The 25,029-nt window shown below is 53.6% G+C and carries 22 protein-coding genes; 10 read left to right on the top strand and 12 right to left on the bottom strand.

Annotation, left to right across the window (positions count from 1 at the left end; genetic code table 11):
* Positions 1-6: 6 nt before the first annotated feature.
* The 4 genes from SYN8016DRAFT_RS08460 to SYN8016DRAFT_RS08445 form a co-directional block, all read right to left on the bottom strand.
* Complete coding sequence (locus SYN8016DRAFT_RS08460; protein WP_006853944.1) at positions 7-1,506, bottom strand: glycosyltransferase; 1,500 nt, start codon at positions 1,504-1,506, stop codon at positions 7-9.
* Entirely contained in the window at positions 1,503-2,378 is an 876-nt protein-coding gene (locus tag SYN8016DRAFT_RS08455; protein WP_216725586.1) for a glycosyltransferase, read from the bottom strand. Before SYN8016DRAFT_RS08455 ends, SYN8016DRAFT_RS08460 begins: the two co-directional genes overlap by 4 nt.
* 701 nt (positions 2,379-3,079) lie before the next feature.
* Entirely contained in the window at positions 3,080-3,817 is a 738-nt protein-coding gene (gene epsC, locus SYN8016DRAFT_RS08450) for a serine O-acetyltransferase EpsC (RefSeq protein ID WP_006853942.1), read from the bottom strand.
* An 80-nt stretch (positions 3,818-3,897) separates the two neighbouring features.
* Positions 3,898-4,887 (bottom strand): GntR family transcriptional regulator, encoded by a 990-nt coding sequence (locus SYN8016DRAFT_RS08445; protein ID WP_038014178.1) that lies wholly within the window; start codon positions 4,885-4,887, stop codon positions 3,898-3,900.
* A 103-nt stretch (positions 4,888-4,990) separates the two neighbouring features.
* On the opposite strand from SYN8016DRAFT_RS08445, the gene SYN8016DRAFT_RS08440 reads away from it, so the two are divergent.
* Positions 4,991-5,785, top strand: coding sequence for a dienelactone hydrolase family protein (locus SYN8016DRAFT_RS08440; RefSeq protein ID WP_006853940.1), 795 nt, complete (start codon positions 4,991-4,993; stop codon positions 5,783-5,785).
* Here the strand turns inward: SYN8016DRAFT_RS08440 and infC are convergent.
* Together infC and miaA are read right to left on the bottom strand one after the other, a co-directional pair.
* Positions 5,776-6,414, bottom strand: coding sequence for a translation initiation factor IF-3 (infC, locus tag SYN8016DRAFT_RS08435; protein ID WP_006853939.1), 639 nt, complete (start codon positions 6,412-6,414; stop codon positions 5,776-5,778). The two genes, SYN8016DRAFT_RS08440 and infC, sit on opposite strands and share 10 nt — an antisense overlap.
* 53 nt (positions 6,415-6,467) lie before the next feature.
* Positions 6,468-7,412 carry a tRNA (adenosine(37)-N6)-dimethylallyltransferase MiaA gene (miaA, locus tag SYN8016DRAFT_RS08430; RefSeq protein WP_006853938.1) on the bottom strand — a complete coding sequence of 315 codons (945 nt, stop codon included), beginning with the start codon at positions 7,410-7,412 and terminating at the stop codon, positions 6,468-6,470.
* Positions 7,413-7,529: 117 nt separating this feature from the next.
* On the opposite strand from miaA, the gene gyrB reads away from it, so the two are divergent.
* The 4 genes from gyrB to SYN8016DRAFT_RS08410 are packed head-to-tail and all read left to right on the top strand — an operon-like array spanning position 7,530 to position 10,651.
* On the top strand, positions 7,530-9,497 hold the full coding sequence (gyrB, locus tag SYN8016DRAFT_RS08425; RefSeq protein WP_006853937.1) for a DNA topoisomerase (ATP-hydrolyzing) subunit B: 1,968 nt from the start codon (positions 7,530-7,532) through the stop codon (positions 9,495-9,497).
* Positions 9,497-9,835: an SH3 domain-containing protein gene (locus SYN8016DRAFT_RS08420; protein ID WP_006853936.1), complete on the top strand. Its 339-nt coding sequence runs from the start codon at positions 9,497-9,499 to the stop codon at positions 9,833-9,835. Before gyrB ends, SYN8016DRAFT_RS08420 begins: the two co-directional genes overlap by 1 nt.
* A complete protein-coding gene (locus tag SYN8016DRAFT_RS08415) occupies positions 9,828-10,238 on the top strand; it encodes a CrcB family protein (protein WP_006853935.1) in 411 nt (136 codons plus the stop codon). Before SYN8016DRAFT_RS08420 ends, SYN8016DRAFT_RS08415 begins: the two co-directional genes overlap by 8 nt.
* Entirely contained in the window at positions 10,238-10,651 is a 414-nt protein-coding gene (locus SYN8016DRAFT_RS08410; protein WP_006853934.1) for a CrcB family protein, read from the top strand. The genes SYN8016DRAFT_RS08415 and SYN8016DRAFT_RS08410 overlap by 1 nt, the downstream gene beginning before the upstream one ends.
* Here SYN8016DRAFT_RS08410 and SYN8016DRAFT_RS08405 read toward each other — a convergent pair.
* Entirely contained in the window at positions 10,641-11,120 is a 480-nt protein-coding gene (locus SYN8016DRAFT_RS08405; protein ID WP_006853933.1) for a glutathione peroxidase, read from the bottom strand. The two genes, SYN8016DRAFT_RS08410 and SYN8016DRAFT_RS08405, sit on opposite strands and share 11 nt — an antisense overlap.
* 77 nt (positions 11,121-11,197) lie before the next feature.
* Between SYN8016DRAFT_RS08405 and mgtE the strand changes: the two genes are divergently transcribed.
* Entirely contained in the window at positions 11,198-12,652 is a 1,455-nt protein-coding gene (mgtE, locus tag SYN8016DRAFT_RS08400; protein ID WP_006853932.1) for a magnesium transporter, read from the top strand.
* 52 nt (positions 12,653-12,704) lie between these two features.
* On the top strand, positions 12,705-13,712 hold the full coding sequence (locus tag SYN8016DRAFT_RS08395) for an RpoD/SigA family RNA polymerase sigma factor (protein ID WP_006853931.1): 1,008 nt from the start codon (positions 12,705-12,707) through the stop codon (positions 13,710-13,712).
* Here the strand turns inward: SYN8016DRAFT_RS08395 and SYN8016DRAFT_RS08390 are convergent.
* The 4 genes from SYN8016DRAFT_RS08390 to SYN8016DRAFT_RS08375 all read right to left on the bottom strand — a co-directional run bounded on the left by SYN8016DRAFT_RS08390 (position 13,697) and on the right by SYN8016DRAFT_RS08375 (position 20,113).
* Complete coding sequence (locus tag SYN8016DRAFT_RS08390) at positions 13,697-14,620, bottom strand: alpha/beta fold hydrolase (protein ID WP_006853930.1); 924 nt, start codon at positions 14,618-14,620, stop codon at positions 13,697-13,699. The two genes, SYN8016DRAFT_RS08395 and SYN8016DRAFT_RS08390, sit on opposite strands and share 16 nt — an antisense overlap.
* Complete coding sequence (locus tag SYN8016DRAFT_RS08385) at positions 14,617-17,871, bottom strand: efflux RND transporter permease subunit (RefSeq protein WP_006853929.1); 3,255 nt, start codon at positions 17,869-17,871, stop codon at positions 14,617-14,619. The genes SYN8016DRAFT_RS08390 and SYN8016DRAFT_RS08385 overlap by 4 nt, the downstream gene beginning before the upstream one ends.
* Positions 17,872-17,875: 4 nt before the next feature.
* The gene (locus SYN8016DRAFT_RS08380) at positions 17,876-19,003 is read right to left on the bottom strand and encodes an efflux RND transporter periplasmic adaptor subunit (protein WP_006853928.1); all 1,128 of its coding nucleotides are present in this window, start codon (positions 19,001-19,003) and stop codon (positions 17,876-17,878) included.
* 72 nt (positions 19,004-19,075) lie between these two features.
* Entirely contained in the window at positions 19,076-20,113 is a 1,038-nt protein-coding gene (locus tag SYN8016DRAFT_RS08375; RefSeq protein WP_006853927.1) for a glycosyltransferase, read from the bottom strand.
* Positions 20,114-20,691: 578 nt separating this feature from the next.
* On the opposite strand from SYN8016DRAFT_RS08375, the gene SYN8016DRAFT_RS08370 reads away from it, so the two are divergent.
* On the top strand, positions 20,692-21,855 hold the full coding sequence (locus SYN8016DRAFT_RS08370) for an ABC transporter substrate-binding protein (RefSeq protein ID WP_253909834.1): 1,164 nt from the start codon (positions 20,692-20,694) through the stop codon (positions 21,853-21,855).
* A gap of 105 nt (positions 21,856-21,960) precedes the next feature.
* Here SYN8016DRAFT_RS08370 and SYN8016DRAFT_RS08365 read toward each other — a convergent pair whose 3' ends face one another.
* A complete protein-coding gene (locus tag SYN8016DRAFT_RS08365) occupies positions 21,961-22,860 on the bottom strand; it encodes a DUF3598 family protein (RefSeq protein WP_006853924.1) in 900 nt (299 codons plus the stop codon).
* Positions 22,861-22,883: 23 nt separating this feature from the next.
* Here SYN8016DRAFT_RS08365 and SYN8016DRAFT_RS15785 point away from each other — a divergent pair, with 23 nt between their 5' ends.
* Together SYN8016DRAFT_RS15785 and SYN8016DRAFT_RS08355 are read left to right on the top strand one after the other, a co-directional pair.
* A complete protein-coding gene (locus tag SYN8016DRAFT_RS15785) occupies positions 22,884-23,096 on the top strand; it encodes a hypothetical protein (RefSeq protein ID WP_253909833.1) in 213 nt (70 codons plus the stop codon).
* 34 nt (positions 23,097-23,130) lie between these two features.
* The gene (locus SYN8016DRAFT_RS08355) at positions 23,131-24,990 is read left to right on the top strand and encodes a recombinase family protein (protein ID WP_006853923.1); all 1,860 of its coding nucleotides are present in this window, start codon (positions 23,131-23,133) and stop codon (positions 24,988-24,990) included.
* The last annotated feature ends 39 nt before the right edge of the window (positions 24,991-25,029 follow it).

Below are 25,029 nucleotides of genomic sequence, written 5' to 3'. Positions count from 1 at the left end.
AAATGACTAATTTGTTAAAATCAGCTTCACTAAGGCATCTTGGAATTCCAAGCTGATTTCTCTGCTTAACTTGCTGAATCGACTTAGTCTATAAATTCTTGTTTCTGCTTTTGATTTGTTGTTGTTAAGATAGATGCTGGCAATTGACTGCATGGCGCTTGCCCATCTCCTTGTGTCAAGTGTATTAATGCAATGTACGATCTTGTTGAAATCCTTTAGGTTTTTGATTTCTTGATGTGCCTTGCACGAGCTCGCAAGAACAGGTAGTCCTAAGCATGCTGCATCTAGTACTGGAATTCCAAATCCTTCTACTAAAGAAGGGCTGGCAAGCATTAGAGCGTTTAAATATAACTCTAGCTTTGTAGATTCATCGACATAACCTGTTAAAAATATTGATGGGTCATTTACTACAATCTTTTTTATCGACTTGCTATATGAATCTTCTTTAAGTTTTCCTGTGATGCATAAGCGAATCCCTTCATTGCCAAGACCAGATTCAATAAATGATTTGACTAAAAAGAGTAAGTTTTTTCGAGATTCTACTGATGAGTTGAATAAAATATAACGGAAAGGGTTCAGGATTTTTTCTGAGTCGTTTTCTATTCTAGTCTGCATTATTTGACTACTTGGTGGCAAGTCAAAGCTTATTTCTTTTTGCGCGTCTAAAAAGTCAGGCAGATTGAGAGATGTTGGTTGAATGAGCGACACTTCTTTGTCTTCTTCTTTTTTATTTGACTCAGAAAAAGATATATATTGCTTGAATTTTTGTTTTGTTGAGGTCGATACAAATATTCGTCGTGACGGCAGGCATGCTTGAAGGCGATGGCTGAACTGACGCATATTTTCATTGTGAGGAGCATATTCTAACGCAATTAAGTCATGTATTGTTTGAATAAAAATAGGTACATTCAAAGGCCGTAGATTAAGAGGACAACTTGTTATAAATGCATCAAATCCATCCAAGTCAAGACTAACAGGTTTTTGTTTATCCAATATTGCGGCAATTTGACTGGCAGTGTAAATATTGTCAAGGCATACTATTCCCTTTACTGACTGTAGGTACTTTAGGCGTTCAGTCCGCATGTTGGGATTATCCGAGACCTCTGTCAAGTCGAATCTTTTCATTTGTTTTTGCCGATATTGTCTTGGCCTACGAATTAGTTCTATCAATAATTGCTTAAAGGGCCTAACTTTATTCATGATAGTATTTAGCATATGGTATTTTCCTCCGACAAAATTATATCTAACTTTTCCCTGCTCAAGGGCATCTAATGTCCTAGAAATAAATATAATTGTTTGTGTTTGTGTTGGTAATTTCTTTAGATCCTTTATATGTGGGGAAAATTGGGTTAGCAGCCATACTTCCGCACCTAGTGCGTTTAAGTGATGGATGAGTGCTTTGGAGTACATTGCAATACCTCGATGTTCTTGTTGTTCAAGATCGAGTGCAGTGATGAGAATTTTCTTTCCTTTCAGAATTGATTGATTCAGTTGAAAATTTTTCATTGATTTTGCTCCAGTTGCTCCTTGAGATCAAGTACCTCTAGGTTTAATTGATGGTACTTCCTTTCAATATCTAAACATTTGTTTAAGTGCTTTTGTTGTTCGTTTATTTTTTTGAATGATGCTTCTGCAACTATTGTTGCTAGGGCAATTTCTTCTCTAAGCATTTTATTATTAGCCTGATTTAAAAAATCTCTTCTTCTTTGTTTCATTTGTTCTATGTCATCTGGCTCGTTACCCATCTCCTGTTGTTTTGCCCGGGTTGCACATTGATAGTGAACAGCACTAAAGCTAGTGCATAATAAAACGCTCTTTTGAAGGATTTCCCGCATGTCAAGACTGAGTTCAACATCTTCTCCGCATCGATTGTACCTTTCGTTGAATAGAAGACATTGAAAATCGCTTCTCCTTGTTAATAACATTGCTCCTGTGACTGCCGCCATGGTTAAAAATTGATGTTCATGGGCAAATTCCTCTATGTCAATAAGATCTTCGAGAAAATGGTATGGGATTAGATCATTCCCAAACATGAAGCCTGCGTGCTGCAGCTTGTTGCTTTTTGATCTGAGGAGTGCCCCTATTAATCCTATGTTTGTGTTTTTGAGCAACATCTCAATCCCGTAATCTATCCCTTTCTTATCAATAATGATGTCATCATTGACAATTAATAAGATTTCTCCTTTGGATTCTGACGCTAGTGCGTTCATATTTCCTGAGAAGTGATAAGGAACTCTCTGTTTGATCTCGAAGTTGTAGCCAGATGTATTTTTAATTGCTTGTTCGTCTTCATCTGATCCATTCCATGAGCATAAAATCTCAACATCTGATCGTGCTAACTGGGTGGCGGTAGAGATGCTGTTAAGTAGTGAGGACAAAAGGGATGGTGTTCTAGACACTACCAGTATGGAGAGCTTCAATTGCTATTTTGATTTATTTGCCATTGTAGCAATTCGCTGAACACTTTTCCCAGTGATGAATTTGCTTAATCTGGTCGATGCCTAGGTGCATGCGTAATATAGTGTTGTTCCACTTTCTTCTTGTGTTCCGGAGTATAGGATTTTCTCAGGTTGGACTGGGATTGTGAAACTTGTTCAGGGTCAGTTTCGCAATTTTGTGGTTTTTACCCCAGAGGTTTTGCTGTGTGCATGTATTTAGCTGTTTAGAGCTTTTCGTTGGGAGAGTCTTCTCGTGATCCTTATGACGCGGGAATGCTGGATTACCACTTAAGAAATGAAGATTGACTTTATCTGATACTGGAATGAGAGTTATCATCACTTTATTAGACAATTTGTGCTTGTTAGCCGCCGCTTAGGTTGTCCACTTCATTGAAGACTGATGTTTGCCTGCGATTGCGGCTGGCATCAGAGTCTTATCTCGCCTTCGATTGTATTTTTTCTTGCTGAGCAGCCATTGATTGCTTGAAAGTCAATAGTTTTGCATATCTGCATTGGTAAATTGATGAGACTTGCTTCTAGGCGCAGACTAGATTGTTCGTATCATGGTGTAGTTAATAGAACCACTTTTTAGGTTATCGGATGACTTCGTCTGACTAGGGCCTCTGACTAATGCTCATCTGTTAGTCCCCAAGAAACTCAAGGATTTCCCGATCCTTGAGGTTTTGGGACTTGCCTGCACTCATCTCACGCATCGGGCGCCCAGCGGACACGGCTTTCAGGCAGCTCTGCAATTCGCCCACCTGGTTTTCCAATTGATCAATCCGCTCCATCAGGTTGCGGATCACATTGGCTTCGGCATCCGGCAACGCCGAGTGCGCCAAGGGGTTGATGCGGACCCCGCTCTGGTGAATCACCCGCCCAGGGATGCCCACCACCGTGCAGTTTTGCTCCACGTTGCGCACCACCACGGACCCAGCGCCAATTCTTGTGTTGGCTCCGACCTCAATCGCCCCCAGCACCTTGGCGCCGGCTCCCACCACCACGTTGTTGGCGAGGGTGGGGTGACGCTTGCCATGGTCCTTGCCTGTCCCGCCGAGGGTCACGCCTTGATACAGCAGGCAGCGATCGCCGATTTCGCTGGTTTCCCCAATCACCACCCCCATGCCGTGATCAATAAACACGCCACGGCCGATCCTGGCGCCTGGATGGATTTCTACTCCGGTAAGTCCTCGCCCCAGCTGGCTCAGCAGCCGTGCCGGCAACTTCAGGGGTAGGCGGGAGCGCCAGAGCCGATGGCTCAGCCTGTGCAAGCTGATCGCTTGAAAGCCTGGATAGCAGAGCAGGATTTCGAGTGGCCCGCGCGCTGCAGGATCCCGTTCGCGGATGATCGCAAAGTCGGCCCGAATTTGATCAAGCATGGCCTTGCCGCTTTGAGCCTGTGGCTAATGCGCTCATCATCTCGTGCGGGCAACCCTCATCGCGGCGGATTAGTGCCCGATCAGTGGCTGACCAGGCCGATTTCTTTGCGCAGCAGTTCGATCGTGTCACCACTGAGGTAGCTCTCGGCGCAGTGCACTTGGGGCATGCGCATCAGTTGGGAGCGGTTTTGACGCAGGCTTTGCTCCACAAGCGGCATGCTGGGGCGATCACAGAGCACGTGGCTAGAGGCGCGTAGAAGGGCCAACAGCCGGCTGCCGATGTCAGGGGTGGCCGTCATCAGCAGCAGGTCATTGCCGCGCATGCTGTGCAGGATCACCTCAGCGGCGCGCAGGATGCCGGGGCTGATGCTCACTAGGCCAACGCAGCTGCCTTGGCGGAGCTCTTTGAGCATCCCCAACTCAGCTTTGAAGTCGTTGAGATCCACGGCCACAGCGCGCACGCCGTGCTTCTTGGCCAGTTCTTCGATCGGTTGGAGGAAGTACCTGCTGGTGACCACCGTGCCGTTGCTGGCGTTTTCGAGCACGCTTTCGAGCTCTTCCATCGGCACCACTTCCACGGGCACGTTGATGTTGGGTTCGAGTTCTTCTGCGATCAGCATCGAAGCGCCAATGTCTTCTCGCGGAGTGCTCACGAGCACCCGGGCGCCGCAGCGCAGGCGCCAATCGATTTCACGGGTGAGCAGTTCTCTGGTTTGCTGCAGGGTGCACCCAGCGTTGAGCAGGCCATCCACGCATTTGCGCACCTCTCGATCGAGATCGGTGACGCCACGATTGCGGATATGGGGCGGCGTTCGGATCTCCCGTGGTTTCTGTTGATCGCGCACGTAGATCCCAGAGCCTGCCATCGCTTCCACCACCCCATCGGTTTCGAGCTGGCGGTACACCTTGCTGATGGTGTTGCGATGCAAGCCTGTCTGCATCGCTAGCTGTCTCGTACTCGGAAGACGGTGCCCAGGCGGGTAGTGCCGGGCGGCGATCGCGAAACAGATCTGGTTGTAGAGCTGGGTCGATGCCGGTATGTCGCTTTCCTGTTGGATGTGGAATCGCACGCCGGTGGACCGGATTGATGTGGCCACCTTAAGGACTGGACGGCTTGGTGACAATTGCTGAGCTGATTCTTGCCCCGATCTAGGGGCTTATCTTCATGCGCTGATGTCTATATCTTATTCTCTTCCTCCCTTGCGGCCCGAGCCATCGCCAGGCTCCTGGCAGATGGTGAACACCGGTCCCGTGCCCTTGCGCTGCTGGTGGGCGCCCACCAGCAGCGCGAAGCCAGCAACCCGTGCCGTCATCGTGCTTCCCGAGATCTTTGGCTTGAACCCTTGGGTGCGGGGTGTGGCCGACCGCTTGTCGGCGGCGGGTGTTCCAGCCCTAGCGATGCCGCTGTTTGCGCGCACGGCTCCAGAGCTGGAGCTGGGGTATGACTCCGAGTCCACCCGTGAAGGGCGGCGCCATAAGGAAGCCACGAGCACCGAGGGGATCCTTGCCGATGTTCAAGCCTCGATCCATTGGTTAGGGCGGACCCTTCCAGCCAATGGCCAACCGCTGAGAATCACGGTGGTGGGCTTCTGCTTTGGGGGACATGCCGCTCTACTGGCCGCCACCCTCGCTGATGTGCAAGTCAGCTTGGATTTTTATGGGGCAGGAGTGAGCCGTGGGCGGCCCGGTGGAGGGCCCCCCAGCTTGGAGCTGCTGCCATTCGTGGAAGGAGAGCTGCATTGTTTGTGCGGCAGCATTGATTCCCTGATCCCAAGCTCAGATCAGCGGGCGATTCAAGCGGCGTTACGAGCGGAGGATCCCACCGGGCTTCGTTTGCGCTACAGCCTTTTGGAAGGCGCTGATCATGGCTTCATGTGTGAGGCCCGTGATCAATATCACCAGGCCTCAGCGAGGGAGGGCTGGCGATTGTTGTTGGATGCAGCGCTATCGGATACCGCTCAGTCTTGAGTGCTGATCCGACGAGCTGGTGAAGGAATGGTGCGCACCGCGTTATTCCCCGTGCCTTCTTCCTTGTCTTTCTTCAAGAGCGGCGCTTTGCGGGGTGTGAGGAACATGATCATGTTGCGGCCCTCGCGCTTCGGGGGCTGTTGCACCTCGGCGGGCTCTTCCAGGTCTTTGGCCATGCGGCGCAGCAAGACCTCGGCCAACGCGGTGTGCTGAATTTCTCGACCTCGGAAAATCACCGTGCATTTCACCTTGTCGCCCGCTTTAAGGAAGCGCTGCGCTTGGCCGATGCGAACGTCGTAATCGTGCTGGTCGATCTTGTAACGCATCTTGACCTCTTTGACTTCGGTCTGATGCGATTTTTTCTTTGCTTCTTTGGCCTTCTTTTCTTGCTCGAATTTGAATTTTCCGTAGTCCATGATCCGGCAAACCGGCGGATCGGCTTTCTCGCTCACCAAAACGAGATCAAGCTCGCGCTCACGCGCAACTTCTAATGCCTTCTCCCGGTCGATCACCCCGAGCTGCTCTCCGTCTGCATCAACAACCCTTAGTTGTGGGTAATTGATGCGGTCATTGATGTTGGGGAGCTCCCGGACGGGGGCGCGACGGTCAAAGCGAGGACGTGGAGGCATTCAGTGTTGTGAAGGACTGCTGATGGAAAGCGTTGCTCAGCAGAGATTGTTCTTCAGCCTAGACCTGCTTCGATCAGGCTTATTGCTTCGCTGAGCGCATCCTGACCTGTGAGCCAGTGGGGGCTGTGTTGGCGGCGGAACCAGGTGCGTTGACGCTTGGCGAATTGCTGGGTGCGCTTGGTGGTGATGGCGATGGCTTGCGCTTCGCTCAGGCCTCCTTGCAGCACCTCGAGAGCTTCGCCATAGCCGATCGTTTTCAGCATCGGGAGGTCAGGGCCGTAGCGCTGGCTCAGCTGCTTCGTTTCTTCGATCAAGCCCTCCTGATAAATCTGTTGGGTTCGTTGGGCGATGCGCGATCGCAGCTCCACGGGGTTGAGTCCAAGCTCCAGTACGCGCCAGGGCGGCGGATTGCTCGACTGTTGCTTGCTCATCGGTTTGCCGCTGGCGTAGAGCACCTCCAGAGCGCGTTGGGTGCGAACCGCGTCTGCGGGGGCGATCTTGGCGGCGGCTTGGGGGTCGGCCTGTTGGAGGAGTTGATGGCAGCGCGTTTGCCCTAGTGCCTGGAGTTGGCGGCGTAGCTCGGCTTGAGGAGGCACCGCCGGAGGCTGCAATCCCTGGGTGAGGGCCTTCAGATACAGGCCGCTGCCTCCGGCCAGAAAGGCCACGCCTCGATCCTGGAGAACTTGGTTCACGGCCGCAGCGGCTTCCTGCTGAAACTCTTGAAGGGTGATCGGTTGATTCGGGGAACGCAGGTTCAGGAGGTGATGGGTCACGCGCCGTTGCTGCTCGGCCGTGGGTTTGGCCGTGCCGATATCCATCTCTCGATAGAGCTGGCGAGAATCGATGTTGAGGATCTCGAGCTGGAAGTGCTCAGCAATCTCCAGCGCGAGCGCGGTTTTGCCGCTCGCCGTTGGGCCCACCAGGGCCACCACAAGGGGAGCCTCTGCGTTCGTCGCAAGCTTGGATGGGGTCCCGAATTCAGGGCTGATCTGATTCATCGAAGAAACGACGGGTGCATCCCCTTTAAAAATGACGCGTCAGAGGCTTCTACGAGCGCCTCTGGGATACCGGTGGTAAGTTGAGGATGAAAAGGTGGCTGGGCCTACGACGAGCGCATGAGCGAAGCCGCAAAAGTTCAAGCTGCCTACGGCGCTGAACAAATTCAGGTTCTTGAAGGCCTGGAGCCGGTGCGTAAGCGCCCGGGAATGTACATCGGTACCACCGGTCCGCGAGGGCTGCATCACCTGGTGTACGAGGTGGTGGACAATGCCGTGGATGAGGCCCTGGCTGGGCATTGCAACGAGATCACGGTTGTTCTCGGAGAAGACGGCTCAGCGTTTGTGAGTGATAACGGCCGCGGAATCCCCACGGATGTTCATCCCCGCACAGGGAAAAGCGCCCTGGAAACCGTGCTCACGGTGTTGCACGCCGGTGGCAAGTTTGGAGCTGGTGGCTACAAGGTTTCGGGTGGTTTGCATGGTGTTGGTGTCTCCGTCGTTAATGCCCTGAGCGAGTGGGTTGAAGTCACCGTGCGCCGCCAAGGCCAGGTGCATCGCCAGCGCTTCGAGCGCGGTGCCGCCATCGGCAGCCTTGTTTCAGAGCCCCAGCCTGCTGAAGAAAAAGGGGTCACTGGCACCAGCGTGTGCTTCAAGCCCGACCACGAGATTTTCACGGTCGGCATTGAGTTTGATTACTCCACGCTCTCGGCCCGTTTGCGTGAGCTGGCTTATTTGAATGGTGGTGTGCGCATCGTGTTTCGCGATGAACGACAGGCTGCCCGGGATTCAGAGGGCCAGCCCCGTGAAGAGCTGTATTTCTACGAAGGTGGAATTAAGGAATACGTTGCCTATATGAATGCGGAGAAAGATCCTCTGCATCCAGAAATTATTTATGTGAACTCGGAAAAAGATGGTGTCTCGGTGGAAGCGGCACTGCAGTGGTGCGTCGATGCCTATTCCGACAGCATTCTGGGTTTCGCCAACAACATCCGCACGGTGGATGGCGGCACGCATATAGAAGGTTTAAAAACCGTTCTTACACGCACCCTGAATACGTTTGCGAAGAAACGGGGCAAACGCAAAGACTCTGATTCAAATCTGGCTGGGGAAAACATTCGAGAAGGTCTTACGGCTGTCCTTTCGGTGAAGGTCCCCGAGCCTGAGTTTGAAGGCCAAACAAAAACGAAGCTGGGGAATACCGAGGTTCGCGGCATTGTTGACAGCTTGGTTGGAGAGTCGCTGAGCCAGTACCTGGAATTCAATCCAGGCGTGATCGACATGATCCTGGAGAAAGCGATCCAGGCCTTTAATGCGGCGGAAGCAGCTCGCCGGGCCCGTGAGCTGGTGCGCCGCAAAAGCGTGCTGGAGAGTTCCACACTGCCTGGCAAGTTGGCCGATTGCAGCACGCGAGACCCTTCTGAATCTGAGATCTACATCGTGGAGGGAGATTCCGCTGGTGGCTCTGCCAAGCAAGGCCGCGACCGCCGTTTTCAGGCGATTCTTCCCTTGCGCGGAAAAATTCTCAATATCGAGAAAACGGACGACGCCAAGATTTATAAAAATACTGAGATTCAAGCTCTGATTACAGCCCTTGGCTTAGGGATTAAGGGTGAAGATTTTGATGTTAAAAATCTCCGCTATCATCGGGTTGTGATCATGACCGATGCGGATGTGGATGGGGCGCACATTCGAACTCTGATCCTTACCTTCTTTTATCGCTATCAAAAGGAGTTGGTTGAAGGTGGGTATATCTATATCGCCTGCCCTCCGTTGTACAAAGTGGAGCGCGGTAAAAATCACACCTATTGCTACAACGAGCAGCAATTGCAAACAACATTGGCTGGATTTGGTGAGAAAGCCAACTACAACATTCAGCGGTTTAAGGGTCTTGGTGAAATGATGCCGAAGCAATTGTGGGAAACCACGATGGATCCCTCCACGCGCATGATGAAGCGGGTGGAAGTGCAAGACGCGCTGGAGGCGGATCGCATCTTCACGATCCTGATGGGCGACAAAGTGGCGCCTCGTCGTGAATTCATCGAAACCCATAGCGCCGATTTGGACATGGCCTCCCTCGACATCTGATGCGCATGTCGCCAGCGGTTGTGTTGCGTTGGAGTTGGCTGCTTGGCGTGGCCTTGATGGCACCTGCGGCCTTGCCCGCAGGTGGTGCTCAGAGGCGGCTTCCCCCCTTGCGCCGGCAGGAGGGCAAAGGCCCCCTGCTCAGCGGTGATAGCTGTGTGTTGCGCTCCAGCCCTTTGGTGGAAGCTCCAGCGCTGCGCCGCCTGGAGTTAGGCACTCCTCTCCAGATGTTGCGCCACTGGCGGGGAGACGACGGCCGCGATTGGATTCAAGTTCAGGTGTCTTCAAGCCAGGGTTTGCCAGCTGGCTTTCAGTCGATTCGGGGTTGGGTGCATGGCTGAAGCCTTCACGGCAGGTCAGGTGGTGCTCGTGGGGATTGGCGCCATTCCTGGTGCGTGGCTGCGTCTACGGATTGTCAATCACTTTGAGCCGATGGTTCCCCGCAAGCATTGGGGAACCTTTGCCGTCAATCTCGTTGCCGCCTTTGCCCTCGGTCTGGTGCTTGGCCTGCAAGTGAATGATCCCTGTGCAACGTCTAAAGGTCTTGCAGGGCTGAGCTTGTTGGTTGGAGTGGGCTTCTTCGGCAGCCTCAGTACGTTTTCCACCTTTGCTGTTGAGTTGCTCAACACCCTCAAGCAGAGGCATTGGCTGGAAGCGCTGCTGCTCGGCGTGGGTTCGATCCTGGGTGGCTTGGTTGCGGCTGGCCTTGGCTATGGGCTTGGCTTGGCCGAAGGAGGTCTCTGATGCCGCAGCCTTCTTCCACCACCACCAACATCGATGCCACCACGCATCAGCTCAGCTTGAGGAAAGACCTGAGCGAACTGTTGCTCGTTGCTCTCGGTGCCGTTCCTGGCGCTGTCATGCGTTGGCAGGTCGGGGCTCATCTGCACGACAACAACGTGATTGTGAACGTGCTCGGTGCGTTCATTTTGGGTTGGCTGGTGGGGCTTCCTCTCCGTCCGAAACGTCAGCTGTTGATCGGTATTGGTTTCTGCGGTTCGCTCACCACCTTCAGTAGTTGGATGGTGGACTGCGTGGTCTTCATCGCTCAAGGCGACTGGTTGGCTGCTCTTGGACTCATCGGAATGACCCTGGGGCTGGGGCTAGGTGCCGCAGCCCTGGGTGTCGTCGCTGGCCGGAGCTTGGTTAGGCGTTAAGGGCGGCTTCGATAGCAGTTTTTAGTTCATCGGAATCGGGCTCAATGCCGCTCTTGAATCGCGCGATCACCGTGCCGTCTTTGCCGACGAGGAACTTTTCAAAGTTCCAAGCCACATCGCCTGCTGGCTCTGTTTTGTTGAGGGTGGTGTATGGCTCCGTGGTGCTACCGGTGGCATGCACTTTGTCGAACAGCTCAAAGCTGGCGTTATAGGTAGTGGAGCAAAAGCTTTTGATCTCCTCTAAGGACCCGGGCTCTTGTGCACCAAAATCGTTGCAGGGGAAGCCCAAAACCTGCAGCCCTTGAGCGCCATAGCTGTCTTGCAACGCTTGAAGGCCGCTGTATTGGCGAGTGAAGCCGCAGCGGCTCGCCACGTTCACAATTAACAGCACCTTGCCGGAATAAGAGCCGAGTGATTTGTTGGCGCCGTCAGGGGTGTTGACGGACACGTTGCTGATGTTGGGAGCCATAACGATGGAGGGTGCAATCGGCGCCGACGATAACCGGCTACAGACCCACTTAGAATCGGAGGGGCTGGGCGGAAAGCATGGAAGAAGCCCACGGCCGCAGTGGTGTGAGCGTCACGAATGATTTGGTGGCTGAGGTTGTCGCTCAGCAACTGGAGTCGATGTTGTCCGTTGGCAATTACGACGGCGTCAAGTTGCTGTTGGCACCGGTTCAGCCTGTCGATGTGGCAGAAGCTGTTGGCTGCCTTCCAAGAACGCTTCAGGCACTGGCCTTTCGCCTGCTCGGCAAGGACGAAGCGATTGAGGTGTACGAATACCTTGAGCCAGCCATTCAGCAGAGCTTGTTGGAGCGGCTGCGTTCCAACGAAGTGCTGGAGCTCGTGGAAGAGATGTCACCCGATGACCGGGTGCGCCTGCTTGATGAGCTCCCGGCCAAGGTGGTTCGCCGTCTTTTGGTGGAGCTCAGTCCTGCCGAGCGGCGTGTGACCGCCCAGTTGCTTGGTTATGCCCCGGAAACGGCTGGCCGTTTGATGACAACGGAATACATCGATCTCAAGGAATTTCAAACCGCTTCGCAAGCTCTCAGCATCGTTCGCCGCCGTGCACGAGAAACCGAAACGATTTACAGCCTCTATGTCACGGATGGGCAGCGACACCTCACCGGAATTTTGTCGTTGCGAGATTTGGTGACGGCTGACCCCAGCGATTGCATTGGTGATGTGATGACGCGGGAAGTGGTGAGCGTTGGCACCGACACCGATCAAGAGGAGGTGGCCCGAGCGATTCAGCGTTACGACTTCCTGGCCGTGCCTGTTGTGGACCGGGAACGTCGTCTCGTGGGGATCGTCACGGTGGATGACGTCATCGACGTGATCGAGCAGGAAGCCACCCGTGACCTCTACGCCGCTGGTGCGGTGGAGGCCGGTGATGAGGATGATTATTTTCAGAGCAATTTGTTCACCGTGGCGCGTCGTCGCGTGGTGTGGCTTGCGGTTCTGGTGATTGCGAACGGCTTCACAACCCAGGTGATCGCGATGAACGATGCGGTGCTGCGTGAGGTGGTGATGCTTGCGGCCTTTATTCCTTTATTGATTGGGACCGGTGGAAACGTGGGTGCCCAGAGCTCCACGGTGGTCATTCGTGGACTGAGCACCCAACGGATTCAACCCTTGGGCCCGTGGCGTGCGGTTGTGAGGGAGGCGCTCGCCGGTGCCTTGCTGGGCCTTCTGATGCTTTTGGTGGTGGTGCCATTCGCTTGGTGGCGTGGCGATGGTCCGCTTGTGGGGATGGCGGTTGGCATCAGTTTGTTGGCGATTACCACCTTGGCCGCCACGGCTGGTGCTGCCTTGCCGTTGCTGTTCAACCGCATGGGCCTCGACCCCGCCCTGATGTCAGCCCCCTTCATCACCACAGCCACAGACGTAGCGGGCGTGTTCATTTATCTGAAAACAGCGGAGTGGTTGCTGCTCCATGCACCCCAGTTGCTCGATGCCACGAGTATTTCTACTCATTTACTCGCTTCGCTCGCTTTCTGAGAGTTCGTTTACGTTTCTTAGGGTTACTCTTTACAGAACTCAATGAAGCGTCATGGCTCCTGCTGCTGCTGTTGCTTCCCGCCCCGCATCTGCCTCCACCGGTCGCGCCTCTGGCGCTGAAGTCGACTTAGTCCGTTCGTATTTGCGAGACATCGGCCGAGTGCCGTTGTTGAGTCACCAGCAGGAGATCACGCTGGGCCGTCAGGTGCAGGAGCTGATGGATCTCGAGGCGTTGGAAGCGGAATTAAAGGACCAGCGTGGCGAAGACCAGGTAGCCCGAGAAGAAGTGGCCAAAGCGGCTGGTGTGAGTGCAGCGCAACTCAAGCGCAAGCTGCAGGCGGGCCGGCGCGCCAAAGAGCGGATGGTGGCTGCCAATTTGCGCTTGGTGGTGAGCGTCGCCAAGAAATACACCAAGCGGAACATGGAACTGCTGGATTTAATCCAGGAGGGAACGATTGGTTTGGTGCGTGGTGTGGAGAAATTTGATCCCACCCGGGGCTACAAGTTCAGCACCTATGCGTATTGGTGGATCCGTCAGGGCATCACCCGTGCGATTGCGGAGAAGAGCCGAACGATTCGCTTGCCGATTCACATCACCGAGATGTTGAACAAGCTGAAAAAAGGCCAGAGAGAATTAAGCCAAGAGCTGGGCCGCACCCCCTCGGTGACGGAACTGGCCTCGTTTGTGGAACTTCCAGAAGAGGAAGTGAAGGATTTGATGTGCCGTGCCCGCCAGCCTGTGAGCTTGGAGATGAAGGTGGGAGATGGCGATGACACCGAACTGCTGGAGCTGCTGGCTGGTGATGGTGAGCTGCCATCTGAACAGGTTGAAGGCGAATGCTTGAAGGGAGATCTGCGTGATCTGTTGAGCCAGCTGCCTGAATTACAGGGCAAAGTGTTGCGAATGCGCTACGGGATGGACGGGGAAGAGCCGATGAGCCTCACGGGCATTGGCCGCATCATTGGCATTAGTCGTGACCGCGTGCGCAATTTGGAGCGTGATGGTTTGGCCGGTTTGCGTCGCCTCAGCGATCAAGTTGAAGCCTACGTTGCTTGCTGATTGAGGATTAGGAGTAAACGTTCATTGACATCAGTTGGTGATTCGTCGTGCGGGCAATGTCCAGCATTGGGGATCACCAATAATGATTGAATGCAATCAAATCGATGCTTCCAGTTTTCAGCTTCCCCTACCGGCTCCCATGGGTCATTTTTGCCCCAGATCATGTGCACTGGCACTGACAAATTATTGAGCAGGTCTGGAGCTAAGTGATCATTGAAAAGGTTGATGAAGCCGCGAAATGCTTCTGCAGCTCCTTTGCGTTGGCTGGGCTCCAGTAAGAGAGACACCAAGTCATCGTCCACATTCTGACCACTCGGATAAGCCTGTTTAAGCACGGAACGAATAAGAGTGGGGCGGGCCGCATTGCGGAACAGCGCTGTGCTCAGCCAGCGTTGACTCACCAGGGTTTTAAGCAGAGGGCGAATCCAGGCCATCCAGGCTGGCTGTGTTGCTAATTGTTTGTCGTCCATTAGCCGCTGAGCGCAGTCGATTAATACCACTTGTTTGCAGCGTTCCTCCCCAAGAAGTTGAGCGGCTCTGAGCGCTACAACGCCACCAATGGAGTTGCCAACCAAAACCACGGGGCGATCAATCACGTCGTGACAAAAATCGGCCACTTGTTGAGCCCATAGATCAAACCCGTAGTGAACGCTGTTATGAGAGGCGAGTTCATCCCTCAGTTGTGCCTGCGGCTGATCACTTCTGCCGAAACCGAGCAGATCGATGGCATAGGTGGGAACTTGCTCGGCGAGTACGGGTTGGTTAAAGCGCCAATGATTCGTATTTGCGCCAAAGCCATGAATCAACAGCACGGCTTCGGGTGCTGTGCGGTCCCCCATCACGGACCAGCCAATGTCATGGGACTCCCAGGTCCAGAGCGACTGCATCGGAACAAGAGGAGCGTTCATTGGCTGGGTGACAAGAGCCTGCTCTCCAGATCTTTGACCAGCACATAAACAGGGGGAACCACTCCCAAGGAGAGCACGGTGGCAACAACCAATCCACCAAAAATCACTGTGCCAAGGGATTGTTGTGCACTCGCTCCTGCACCATTGGCGACCACGAGAGGTAAGAAACCGGCAAGCGCGGCCGTCGCTGTCATCAGGATGGGACGAAGCCGCGATTCGGCTGATTCGATCACGGCGATCACGCTACTTTTCCCCTCCTTAAGTTTTTGTTCGGCGACCTCCACGATCAAAATTCCATTCTTCGCTGCTAAGCCGATCAAGGTAACCAGGCCAATTTGTGCATAGATGTTCAAATCGATGGAGCGAATCGCAAGAAAGGCGAGGGCACCAAGCATGGCCAGGGGCACTGTTGCCAGGATGATGATCGGTGTGATGTAACTCTCGTACTGGGCTGAAAGCACGAGATACACAATCAGCACCCCAAGTCCAAAGACCAGGACGCTCGCGTTGCCTGCGGAGAGCTGCAGCGCTGCCAGACCGGTAAAGGCAGAACCAATGTTGGTGTAAGTCTCAGCTTTAAACAATTGCTGGATTTTGCTCAGGGCCTGACCGCTGCTCTTGCCAATCGCTTCCGCGCCCTGAATCAGCACGGTGCGGCTCAAGTTGTAATGGCTGATCACAGGCGGGGCGCTGCTCAGCTCGGCTTCAGCAAATTGCGACACCTGGACTAGTTCGCCATCATTTGATCGAACGTAGTAACTAAGGATGTCATCGATATTTTCCCGTTGATTTGGCGTTCCCTGCACGTAGATGCTGCGGACTTGTCCGCTCTCGTAGGTGAGTCCGGAGTAGCTACTGCCAGCTAGCGCAGAAATCGTGTCCATCGCCTCTTTGAAGTCGACGTTGAGAGCCCCCATCACCTCGCGATTGAGGTTGAGGCCGATCGCTGGAGCGCTTGGGGTGAACTGCGTGTAAACGCTGGAAAAGTCTCCGCTTGCATCAGCCGTCTTGATCAGTTGGCCCGCCAAATCGGAGAGTTCGTTGAAGCTGTAGGCACCGTTGCTGAGGTCATTGAATTGGAAGTAGAATCCTCCTTGGGCGGAGAAGCCAGGCACCGCTGGTGGGCCTGAAGCCCTAGCGAGGCCGTCGCTTAATTCAATTAATTTGGCATTGAGCCGTTTGACGATGGCATCGGAACTGTGTTCAGCGCCTTTGCGTTCCTCTAAGGGCTGGAGGCCAAAGAAAAAGACACCTTGATCAGGACTGGAGCCATTGAAGCTGTAGCCGTTGATGATTGAGGCATTGGCGACATCGTCTTCTTCACTGAGAACCTTGGCGATTTGGTTGCCAAGCTTTTTGGTTTCCACCAGGGAAGCCCCATTTTGAAGTTGGAAAATTCCCACTCCATAGCCTTGGTCTTCATCGGGGATGAAGGCTGTTGGCAGGGTCGTGAAAGCGAAACCTGTCGCCACGATGCCTACAACCAATCCAGCCAGCACGATCCGGCGGGCTTGGATCATCCGTTTGAGAAGCCTGGAGTAGGTGTTTTCAAGACGCTCGAAATTGCGGTTGAACACCTTGAAGATCAGCGGCAGGTTCGATCCAGCGAGGGCACCGATCACGATGCCCGCGACGTAAGTCCAGTTGCCAAAGGAAGCAGCACTGAAGCGGCCAAAGGCCAATCCCACGATCACTCCCACCACTATCCAACTGCGACCCTTCGCTTCCGGTGGTTTTTTCTGCGAAAGGATCAAACCCGAGAGCATCGGTGAAAACGTCAGTGCATTAAATGCAGAGATGGCTACCGAAAAGGCGATCGTGAGTGCGAACTGTTTGTAGATGATCCCGATCCCACCTGGATAAAAGGCAACGGGAACAAACACCGCCATCAGCACGAGGGCGGTGGCAAGCAGCGCACCGAAGAGCTCGCCCATGCATGCCAGTGCTGCTTCGCGGGGCTTCATTCCTTGGTCGATGTTGGTGGAGACCGCTTCGATCACAACGATGGCGTCATCCACAACAAGGCCTGTGGCCAGCACAAGGCCCAGCAATGTGAGTTGATTGATCGAAAACCCGAAGACATTGAGGAAGGCGAATGTTCCCACCAGAGAAATCGGAATGGCGAGGCTGGGCACGACGGTGGCGCGCCAGTTCTGGAGGAAAAGAAACAGGATGATTAACACCAATACGATCGCCAGTCCGAGCGCGTCAATGACGCCATTAACGGAGGATTCGATGAACTGGCCGATGTCATAAATCTGATTAATCGTGACGCCAGGAGGCACTGTGCTTTTGAACTGGTTGATTTGATCAATAACGCCTTCTGATACATCAAGAGCATTGCTCGAAGGAGTTTGGAAAACAGCAATCGTGAGCGCTTCAGTTTCGTTTTTATCAACGACCTGTATTGAGTACGAGTTGCTGCCGTATCGGACTTCGCCGACATCCTTCAGTTTGAGCAGATTGCCGGAGGGCGAGCGGCTGAGGATCAGGTTGTTGAAGTCATCGATCGAAATCAGGTTGCCGTTGTTCTCCACCACAATCGGATAGGTGTAGGCCTGGTCGCCTGAGGCTGGAGGTCCTCCAACCAGGCCACCAACAGCCACGCTGTTTTGAGACTGCACTGCATTCAGCACGTCTTCAGATGTGAGTTTGTTGGCTGCAAGTTTGCTTGGATCAACAAACAGCCAGAAGGCAGGATTGGCACCTCCCCAGATCGTGACATTGGCAACGCCTTCCACCCGCGAAAGCGGGTAATAGAGCTGTTCGTAGACGAGTCCGTTTAAAAAAGCAGCATCAAATTGTCCTTCGCTGGAACTGATCTCATAGGCAAGAAGGATGGAGGGGTTGCTTTGCGTTACGGAGACCCCTGTTTCTTTCACCTGGTCTGGGAGTTGGGGATTGGCCAGAGACACACGGTTCTGAACATTCACCTGATCGATATCAATGTCTGTTGTTTGGTCGAAATAGACATTGATGGTGCTGTTGCCCGTCATGTCGGTGTTCGAGGAGATGTAGCTCACTCCGGGAACGCCATTGATCTGTTGCTCCAAGGGATTGGTCACCGCTTGCTCGGTGACCTCCGCATTGGCGCCTCCATAGGTCGCACTGACCAGGATCAGAGGATTGGCAATGTTTGGCAGGTTGGCAATGGGCAGAATCGGGATCGAGATCAGCCCGACGAGCACAATTAAAATGCTGCAGACCGTCGTCAGGACCGGTCGCTTGATGAAATTGTCGGAGAAAGCCATCGGCTTAGTTGGCTCCTGCTGAAACGTTCACAGGCATTCCACTGCGTAGCCGACTTGTGTTGCTAATCGCCACTTTGGCCCCGGCTCTCAGTCCGGATATCACCGGATACAGGTTGTTTTGCAGATCCCCCAGTTGCACCTTCGTTTGCAGCACGATCGGGGTGTTGCCTGGGAGCTTTTCCAGTTTTTTCAACGCTTGAGCTGTTGCGTTGGGTGAGCGTTTGATTTGCGGCAGCGCCTTGCTCACGGGAACCACCTCATAAACGAACGGCTGCTGCGCTTGCATCATTACGGCCTGTACCGGTACCGCTAACTGTTCACTCGATCCGGTAATGATTTCGGACGCAACATATTGACCTGTTTTTAATTGTCCGGTGAGGTTGGGGAAAACCGCCTTCACCATTAGCGTGTTGGGAGGATTACCGGCTTTTGGAATTGCATAGTAAGGCGATACAAAGGTGATTGTTCCTTCACCAGTAACTGGTGGGGTGGATTGAGATTCAAGCTGCACAGGTTGCCCCACTTTTACCAGGGATCCCTGCGATGCTGGAATTTCTATCAAGGTCCAGAGAGTGGAGTTGTCCACAATTCCTGTAATAACATCCCCGGTTTTGACGTAATCACCGATCTTTACGGTGTCTAAGTCACCGATCACTCCATTGATTGGAGAGCGCACAAACTTATAATTAAGGTTGGCCTTGTCAGTGATGGCTTGATCTCTTGATGTGATCGCTTTTGTTGCGTAAGCATCACGACGTTTCGCTGATGCGGCTCCTTGTTCATAAAGAAATTGGTATCTTTCAGCATTGACTTTGTCATAACGAGCTTGTGATTTAGAAGCATCGAGCTTGGCGCTCAGTTGCGTGTTGTCGAGCACAAGAATCACCTGACCTGCTTGAACTTGATCTCCTTCCCTGACCAGTTTCTTGATCACCCGGCCATCTGTTTCAGGGCTGAGCGTCACGTTGGTGGTGGACTCAAGAGGGCTAATCGCTTTGATGCTGGGTTTGAAGCTGCCCTGAGAGATTGTTGCGGTGTTGATGGATAAGAAGGTCGCGCCGGATGTCTTGCTCTGCCCGCATGCGGCAAGGGCAACGGTGAGAGTCAGTCCAACAGCAAGGGGAGCCCGCACAATGCAACCGATGAGATGCGCGGACCTTACCTCTTCTTGGAGGCAGATGAGGCCCCAGCTTGTTGCTGACAACTAGCGAGCCAATTCCGAGATGTGTTGGCGGATGCTTTCTGCTTGCCGTTGGACGGATAGGGATTCAGTTAAGACCCGACCGGCTGTGGAGAGTTGTGTCCAGCCAGCTCGATCGTTAAGGAGCGTAGATAGCTGTTGCGTCAGCACTGTTCCATCGTCGTCTGCTGGAAAAAATAACGACGAATCCTGATGAAATTCCTGATGGACGGGTATTGCGCTGATCAAGGTTGGAAGTCCTTCTGCTTTCGCTTCAAGGACCGGGTAGTCGAAGCCCTCATTTAATGAGGCTGAAATCAGCGCCAAGCTGCCCCTCAGGGTTTGTATGAGAGTCTCTGACGTCATGGATTGGATGCACTCAAGTCCGTTGGGCCTAGGAAGAGCGCGTTGGTAGCGTTGAATCATCGGCGTGGATTTACCCTTACGTCCGATGATTCGCAGCACCCCACGCCAGTGTGGGAGCCGTTTTTGTACGGTTGCGAGGGCTCGAACCAGAGCAATCAGATTTTTGTTGGCGTCATGGCGAGCTAGCACCACGAGGTCTTCGCTGGTAGGGGCGCTTAAGGCTGGCCTCTCTATCCGAATTCCATTGGGGACCACGCTGATGTGATCTCCGGGCAGGCCGAATGCGATGAGTTGATTGGCCACATGACGGCTGATCGCAATCACCCGCGTAGCGCAATGGAGGTGTTTGGGTTGCCAAAACCGGTATTTCAACCAAGCTCTCCGACTTGCCGGCAAGGTGAGAGGAGTGAGGTCGTGGCATGTGATCAGCTGAGGAATCTCTGGGAAGCCGAGCAAAGCCTCGAAAAAAGGTGAATAAATCACCTCCAAATCCTCAATGTCGACCTTGCTTTGCAGGACATCCTTCAGGTTGAGACCGTGTTGTGCCATGGCATTGCTCTGCAGCAAGCGCATGAAAAAGTTTGGTGCTTGTGGAGGTGCGATCGAACTCCACTGTTCACGTGGAAGGAGAATGCCTTTCCCGTTTTCGTCAAGCTGAAGCCGCCATCCATCCAGTTCCGGGACGAGGCGTTGCACGTAGCTGCCAAATCCGGAATGGCCTGGACGCCATGAAAGTAAGTTGATCAGCCTGGCCAAAGCGGTGATGTGAGATCTGGCGTTTCTTCACTTTCCCACGTTTGTCATTTTGCTTGCTGAATCGGCCGGCATTGCCGCAATGTGCGGAAGTAACCCCGCAGTTTGCGGGCAGGGCGTTGCACGTTGCTGCTCAATCCGAAATGAATCAGACGGATGAAACCTAGGTGATCAGCTTGGCCAAAGCGGTTCTTTGAGGTGTGACGTTCTTTCCCTTCCTGCGTTTGTCGATTCGCATTCAGATTCGGAATGAGAAGGAGGCTCAGGTGAATTGAGCTGAGTGTCTTATTTTTTATGCCTCACTCTTGCAAGTTAAATATTTTTGTAGGCATCAATAAAGGTTCTCGGATATTGGTGATCAAGTAATTTGCAATGTATTTGCGCCGGTATCTAGTTGCTTGCCAGCTTGCATTGCGTCTGTGATTGTATTATTTTACTAGCGGCTTGTGGGAATTAACGTTTTGAAGATCAGTGCTTTCGTGTCGGAATGATTTATGGGGAAAGTTGTTCGTGGGTTGAGAATGAATCAACTCTTTAGGCGTCGCTTCTTAATTGCTGCTTCTCTGCTGCTTGGCTGGAGTGTATGCGTTCCTGTGGCTGGTTTGGCAGAACCGCGAGTTTTACGGGTCGGTGTCGTTGATGGAAGTCAGCCCTGCAGTTATCGCGAATCTGGTATCTGGAAGGGTCTGGCTGTCGAACTTTGGACGCAAGTTGCACAGCGCGAGAATCTTCATTACAGGCTGATTCGGATGCCTTCCATTGCATCGATGTTGGATGCGACTCGTACTAATGACCTTGATGTGGCTGTTGAATGTATTAATTTAAGCCCTAACCGACTTCGCAATTATAGATTTAGCTTGCCTTTTCAGGAAGATGGCCAGGCGGTCATGGTTGCCAATGATCCGTTCAGCTTGAGTCGAGCTTTTCTTGCAGCGATGCTCAGCCCTTCGTTGTTGCGGATGGTCGCCCTTTTGACATTGTCGTTGTTTGTGATGAGTGCACTTGTTTGGTGGGTTGAAGATTATTCGAGATTGGTCAAATATGGGGGGAAGGGTCGCTTGCATCGATTTGTCAAAATATTTACGATTATTCTGACTGGGGAGGGAGATGCGGAGATTATTAATACGTCCAGAGGCCGCGCTGTGTTAATAGCGGGCTATGTCGTTCGCAATATTTCCAGTGCAGTTTTGGTGGGGTTTCTCACTGTGGAATTAGTTCAAGAGGCACAGGGTTTAGCCAGTCGTCGTTTGAGTTCTTTTGATGAATTATCAGGTATGCGTATTGGCTATAAATCGGGAACTGTGAGTGAAGAGTTATTGAAGGAGATTGGAATTCGGTTGACGGCTTCTTCGCGTCAATCTCAGCCTGGTCGTGTACCTATCGAGTCGATTCGCGATTCCTTGGTGGCGGTCAAGGATGGTCGCGTGAATGCGGTGCTGGCAGACGAGTTGCAGCTTCGTTATCTCCAGTCTCATGCGGCTTCTGCAGGAATCATCCCTGTTTTGGCGATGTCTGGGATCCGCCCTGAGCTTCAAGGATTTGCTTTGTCCCCTGAGCTCAATCCTGAAACGGTGAAGCGAATCAATCTTTCGATTAGCCAGCTCAAACGCAACGGTTTGGTCCAACAGCTTCGCAAGGAAGCACTCGCAGGGCCTGGGGCCACGACCAATCGCACAACGTTTTAATTCCTTGAAGTGCGTCCCAGGTGAGTGTCATCACCGGCAGCGCTTTCCCGGTAAGACGCAGTCCAATCCGTGGTTTGACCGCAAATCTTAAGGTGTGGCCCATGATCAGCTTTCGGGTGTGAGCGCGTGGTGCGTCACAGCCATTAATTGAAACTCGCTGTTGTAGTGAGCTGTGATCGTCTGGAGCTCACCGTCATCCACTAGCCAGATCACGCGAATGAAGAAGGCTTGCCCCGGGGTGATTCGCTCAGGACAGCGCAGGATGATTCGATCCGGTAAGAAGTGGTTGGTCTGGTGGTTGTCTATCCACTGCCAATCGGAGCTCTGCACGGGAACGCGGGAGAGATTGGCTTGGATCTGTCGCTGCTCACCTTTCCAGCGGCCAACGGGATTCCAAGGCTCTACTTGGACAACGGTGTCTGTCCAGTCGATGTCTGATTGGCTTCCGCGCTTTTCTCTAATGCTGGCTGTTCGCAGCAATTCACCATTCTTCCCGTAGAGCACTCCGACGCTGTGGCGAATGTCTCCACGCTTGAGAAAGAGTTCAAAGGGCGCGAACTTGTTGGGTTTGAGGGTGGGAATCAGCCAGGCCGCAGCGCCGTTGTCGAGGGCTAAACCACGCATGGCGTCGCTGGCGGGATGGGCAAATCCATCCGCTTGACTGTGATCCTTGATGTTGAATGCCCACGTTTTCTCGATCGAACGCCCGTCTGCATAGCGGTAGCGATTCACCTGGACAATCTCACTCTTGGCTGGGTCTGCCCTGAAGAGTCGTGAGCTCGCGAAGGTCTCCTTGACCTTGCCGGAGGGGGTATAGCGCGTCCAGCTTCCTCTCCAATCTCCCAGGTGATGCCTCCAAAAGGCGCGCCAGTTGCGGTCGGCATGCGTCGCTGAGCGGTTCAGCTGCTTCAGCTCCTGAGCTTCTGGCTTGCTTCTGGCTGGTTCGACAAAGCCCGCACCAAGCCAGAGAGCGAAAGGCGCCAGAACCGCTAGCCAGTGCACCATGGTTTTCTCGCATCACCACCATCGTGCCCCCCGCTGCTACGGACCCAGGGAACTTGTCTCTTGTCACCCAGGAGAGGAGTTTGCTCTTGCTGGAGTGGTGGCAGGTGGATGGCCGAAGAGATCCGCTGCAGAAACCATGGATGTTCACCGCTGATCAAGCCTGGCCGCTGCCAAATCAGATGTTGTCTCCCTATGGCATTTGGATCGCGGAGGTGATGCGGTGCTCTGCGGCATAGGTGACTAGCTTGTCTGTGTCGGGCAAGCCTCTCCATGGCGCTGGCTTATTCCTATCGCCGCGTTTCCAGTGGTGGCCAGGCACAAGGCGATAAGTCAGGTCTGCAGCGCCAGGAGGAGGCTCTAAAGGATTGGATGCGCAGGCATCCCGACTTTCGTCTTGCTGAGGAACTTCTCGATCCAGGCGTCAGCGCTTACACCGGCCGGAACCGCACCCAAGGGGCGCTGGGGCGGTTTCTAGAGGCAGCTCGCTCCGGTTCTATCCCGAAGGGGTCCGTGCTGGTCGTTGAGGATCACAGGCGCTTCTCCAGGCAAGAGCCTCTGGATGCACTGGAGTCTCTGATCCGGGATGTCTGGGGGCAGGGGCTTGGGTTTGCGGTCTGCAGCTATCAGGGTGGCTCTCCTTTGTTCAGAGAGACGACTGGGGCCCAAGACCTCGCCATGCTGTCGTTCCTCTTCGCACAGGCTCATGCCGAGAGCGACGAGAAGTCGAAATGGTCTCGTGGTGGGTGGCGCAAGATTTACGAGGCGCAGGATCGTGGTGAGAGGCCGCGGCATCGCAATCCCTACTGGATTGACCGGGATGAGTCGTTGCCTGACAACCCATTTCGCTTAAACGGCTACGCCAAGTCGATCGAGGCCATGTTCAAGATGTGCCTGGCGGGGATGGGCCAGACGCAGATTGCCGATGAGCTGAATACGGAGGGCTATGCAGCCCCTCCTGCATCTAAGGACGGTCGTTGGAACCGTGGTCAAGTGAGTCAACGGTTAAGGGACCCCGCTGTCACCGGCTTGTTGCAGCGCAAAAACAGCCATGAGATACCGGGTTATTACCCCTCTGTTGTTGATCAGGAGACCTTCACAAGAGCCCAACGGGCGAAGGCAACGCGTGATCGGAAGCGTTCAACCACCAAGGCGCGGAAAGTTCACTTCCTGTTCAGTGGTTTGGTCCGTTGCGCGGGTTGTGGGTCTCTGTTGACTTACAGGGCGGCCGGTCGATACGCCAGACCCGGGCATCCCGGTTATGTCACCTGTTCTGACAGTGCTGGTGCGGTCGCAAAGCAGGGTGCGACGCGATGTCGTGAGCAGCTTGGTGCTTGGCGGAAGTCGCCGACCATCAATCTTCCTTTGGATGAGGCCGAGGCGATGCTGATGGCGACCTTGTCGTTGGCCGACTGGCAGAACCTCTTCCCCATCCAGATGGGGCCGGAAGTGGAGGATTTGAGCAGGCAGATCCGTACTGCAAACGATCAGCTTCAGGAGCTCAGTGGAAGGATTCAGCGCGGTGAACATCGTCTTGCTGAAGAGCTGACGAAGGAGCTGCCCAACGAGATTCAGGTCTCTGTTCTGACCGGTGCCATCTCTCAGGCGCGTGAGCAAGTTCTAGAGCTCGAGCGAGAGATTTCTGAGTTGAACTACAGGCTCAGCGAGTTACGCCCTCAGGACCCTGTGCTGAAGGCGCAGGACACAGTCGAGATCGTGTCCCAGTTTCTTCAGCATGGGCTTCAAGAGATTCCCAAACGGATGCAGTTCAACTCTTGGCTTCAGCAGCTCGGTATTTCTTGGGTCATGAGTGGAGACTCGATTCAGCTTCACTACAACCGGCTTGGTCCCAATGGGTTTCCGACGGATTCCTGGGGGACTGCGCTTGGAGAGCTGCATGCCCTGCGAGCGATGGGTTACGAGCGCGGCTTTGCCTTCTTGTTCGCTGGCAAGACTTGGTTCAATCAACTGGTGACAGGACGAGGAGGGGTGATCAAGGAGCCTGGCAAGTTTCCGCGGCCTGTCTTCCCCCCAGAGGTTGTGGCTGGTCTCCAAGAGATTGCTCGCTTCCGTGCATCAGAGCTTGGTTACGAAGTTGATCTTGGAGGCGATAGAAGCGAGGGACGACAATGAAAACAAGCGTGAGCTTCAGCAGTTCCCTGAAGGCGCTCT

This window comes from Synechococcus sp. WH 8016, assembly GCF_000230675.1.
In the GTDB taxonomy this organism is placed as follows: Bacteria; Cyanobacteriota; Cyanobacteriia; order PCC-6307; family Cyanobiaceae; genus Synechococcus_C.
This window is presented reverse-complemented; position numbering and strand designations above follow the sequence as displayed.

Excerpts from the sequence above, each read along its gene's own strand:
- SYN8016DRAFT_RS08410 (WP_006853934.1), top strand. The coding sequence starts at position 10,238 with ATGCCGCAGCCTTCTTCCACCACCACCAACATCGATGCCACCACGCAT.
- epsC (WP_006853942.1), bottom strand. The coding sequence starts at position 3,817 with ATGCTTGATCAAATTCGGGCCGACTTTGCGATCATCCGCGAACGGGAT.
- mgtE (WP_006853932.1), top strand. The coding sequence starts at position 11,198 with ATGGAAGAAGCCCACGGCCGCAGTGGTGTGAGCGTCACGAATGATTTG.
- SYN8016DRAFT_RS08355 (WP_006853923.1), top strand. The coding sequence starts at position 23,131 with ATGGCGCTGGCTTATTCCTATCGCCGCGTTTCCAGTGGTGGCCAGGCA.
- SYN8016DRAFT_RS08395 (WP_006853931.1), top strand. The coding sequence starts at position 12,705 with ATGGCTCCTGCTGCTGCTGTTGCTTCCCGCCCCGCATCTGCCTCCACC.
- SYN8016DRAFT_RS08420 (WP_006853936.1), top strand. The coding sequence starts at position 9,497 with ATGCGCATGTCGCCAGCGGTTGTGTTGCGTTGGAGTTGGCTGCTTGGC.
- miaA (WP_006853938.1), bottom strand. The coding sequence starts at position 7,412 with ATGAATCAGATCAGCCCTGAATTCGGGACCCCATCCAAGCTTGCGACG.
- SYN8016DRAFT_RS08415 (WP_006853935.1), top strand. The coding sequence starts at position 9,828 with ATGGCTGAAGCCTTCACGGCAGGTCAGGTGGTGCTCGTGGGGATTGGC.
- SYN8016DRAFT_RS08370 (WP_253909834.1), top strand. The coding sequence starts at position 20,692 with ATGAATCAACTCTTTAGGCGTCGCTTCTTAATTGCTGCTTCTCTGCTG.
- SYN8016DRAFT_RS08365 (WP_006853924.1), bottom strand. The coding sequence starts at position 22,860 with ATGGTGCACTGGCTAGCGGTTCTGGCGCCTTTCGCTCTCTGGCTTGGT.
- SYN8016DRAFT_RS08405 (WP_006853933.1), bottom strand. The coding sequence starts at position 11,120 with ATGGCTCCCAACATCAGCAACGTGTCCGTCAACACCCCTGACGGCGCC.
- gyrB (WP_006853937.1), top strand. The coding sequence starts at position 7,530 with ATGAGCGAAGCCGCAAAAGTTCAAGCTGCCTACGGCGCTGAACAAATT.
- SYN8016DRAFT_RS08390 (WP_006853930.1), bottom strand. The coding sequence starts at position 14,620 with ATGAACGCTCCTCTTGTTCCGATGCAGTCGCTCTGGACCTGGGAGTCC.
- SYN8016DRAFT_RS08460 (WP_006853944.1), bottom strand. The coding sequence starts at position 1,506 with ATGAAAAATTTTCAACTGAATCAATCAATTCTGAAAGGAAAGAAAATT.
- SYN8016DRAFT_RS08385 (WP_006853929.1), bottom strand. The coding sequence starts at position 17,871 with ATGGCTTTCTCCGACAATTTCATCAAGCGACCGGTCCTGACGACGGTC.
- SYN8016DRAFT_RS08440 (WP_006853940.1), top strand. The coding sequence starts at position 4,991 with ATGTCTATATCTTATTCTCTTCCTCCCTTGCGGCCCGAGCCATCGCCA.
- infC (WP_006853939.1), bottom strand. The coding sequence starts at position 6,414 with ATGCCTCCACGTCCTCGCTTTGACCGTCGCGCCCCCGTCCGGGAGCTC.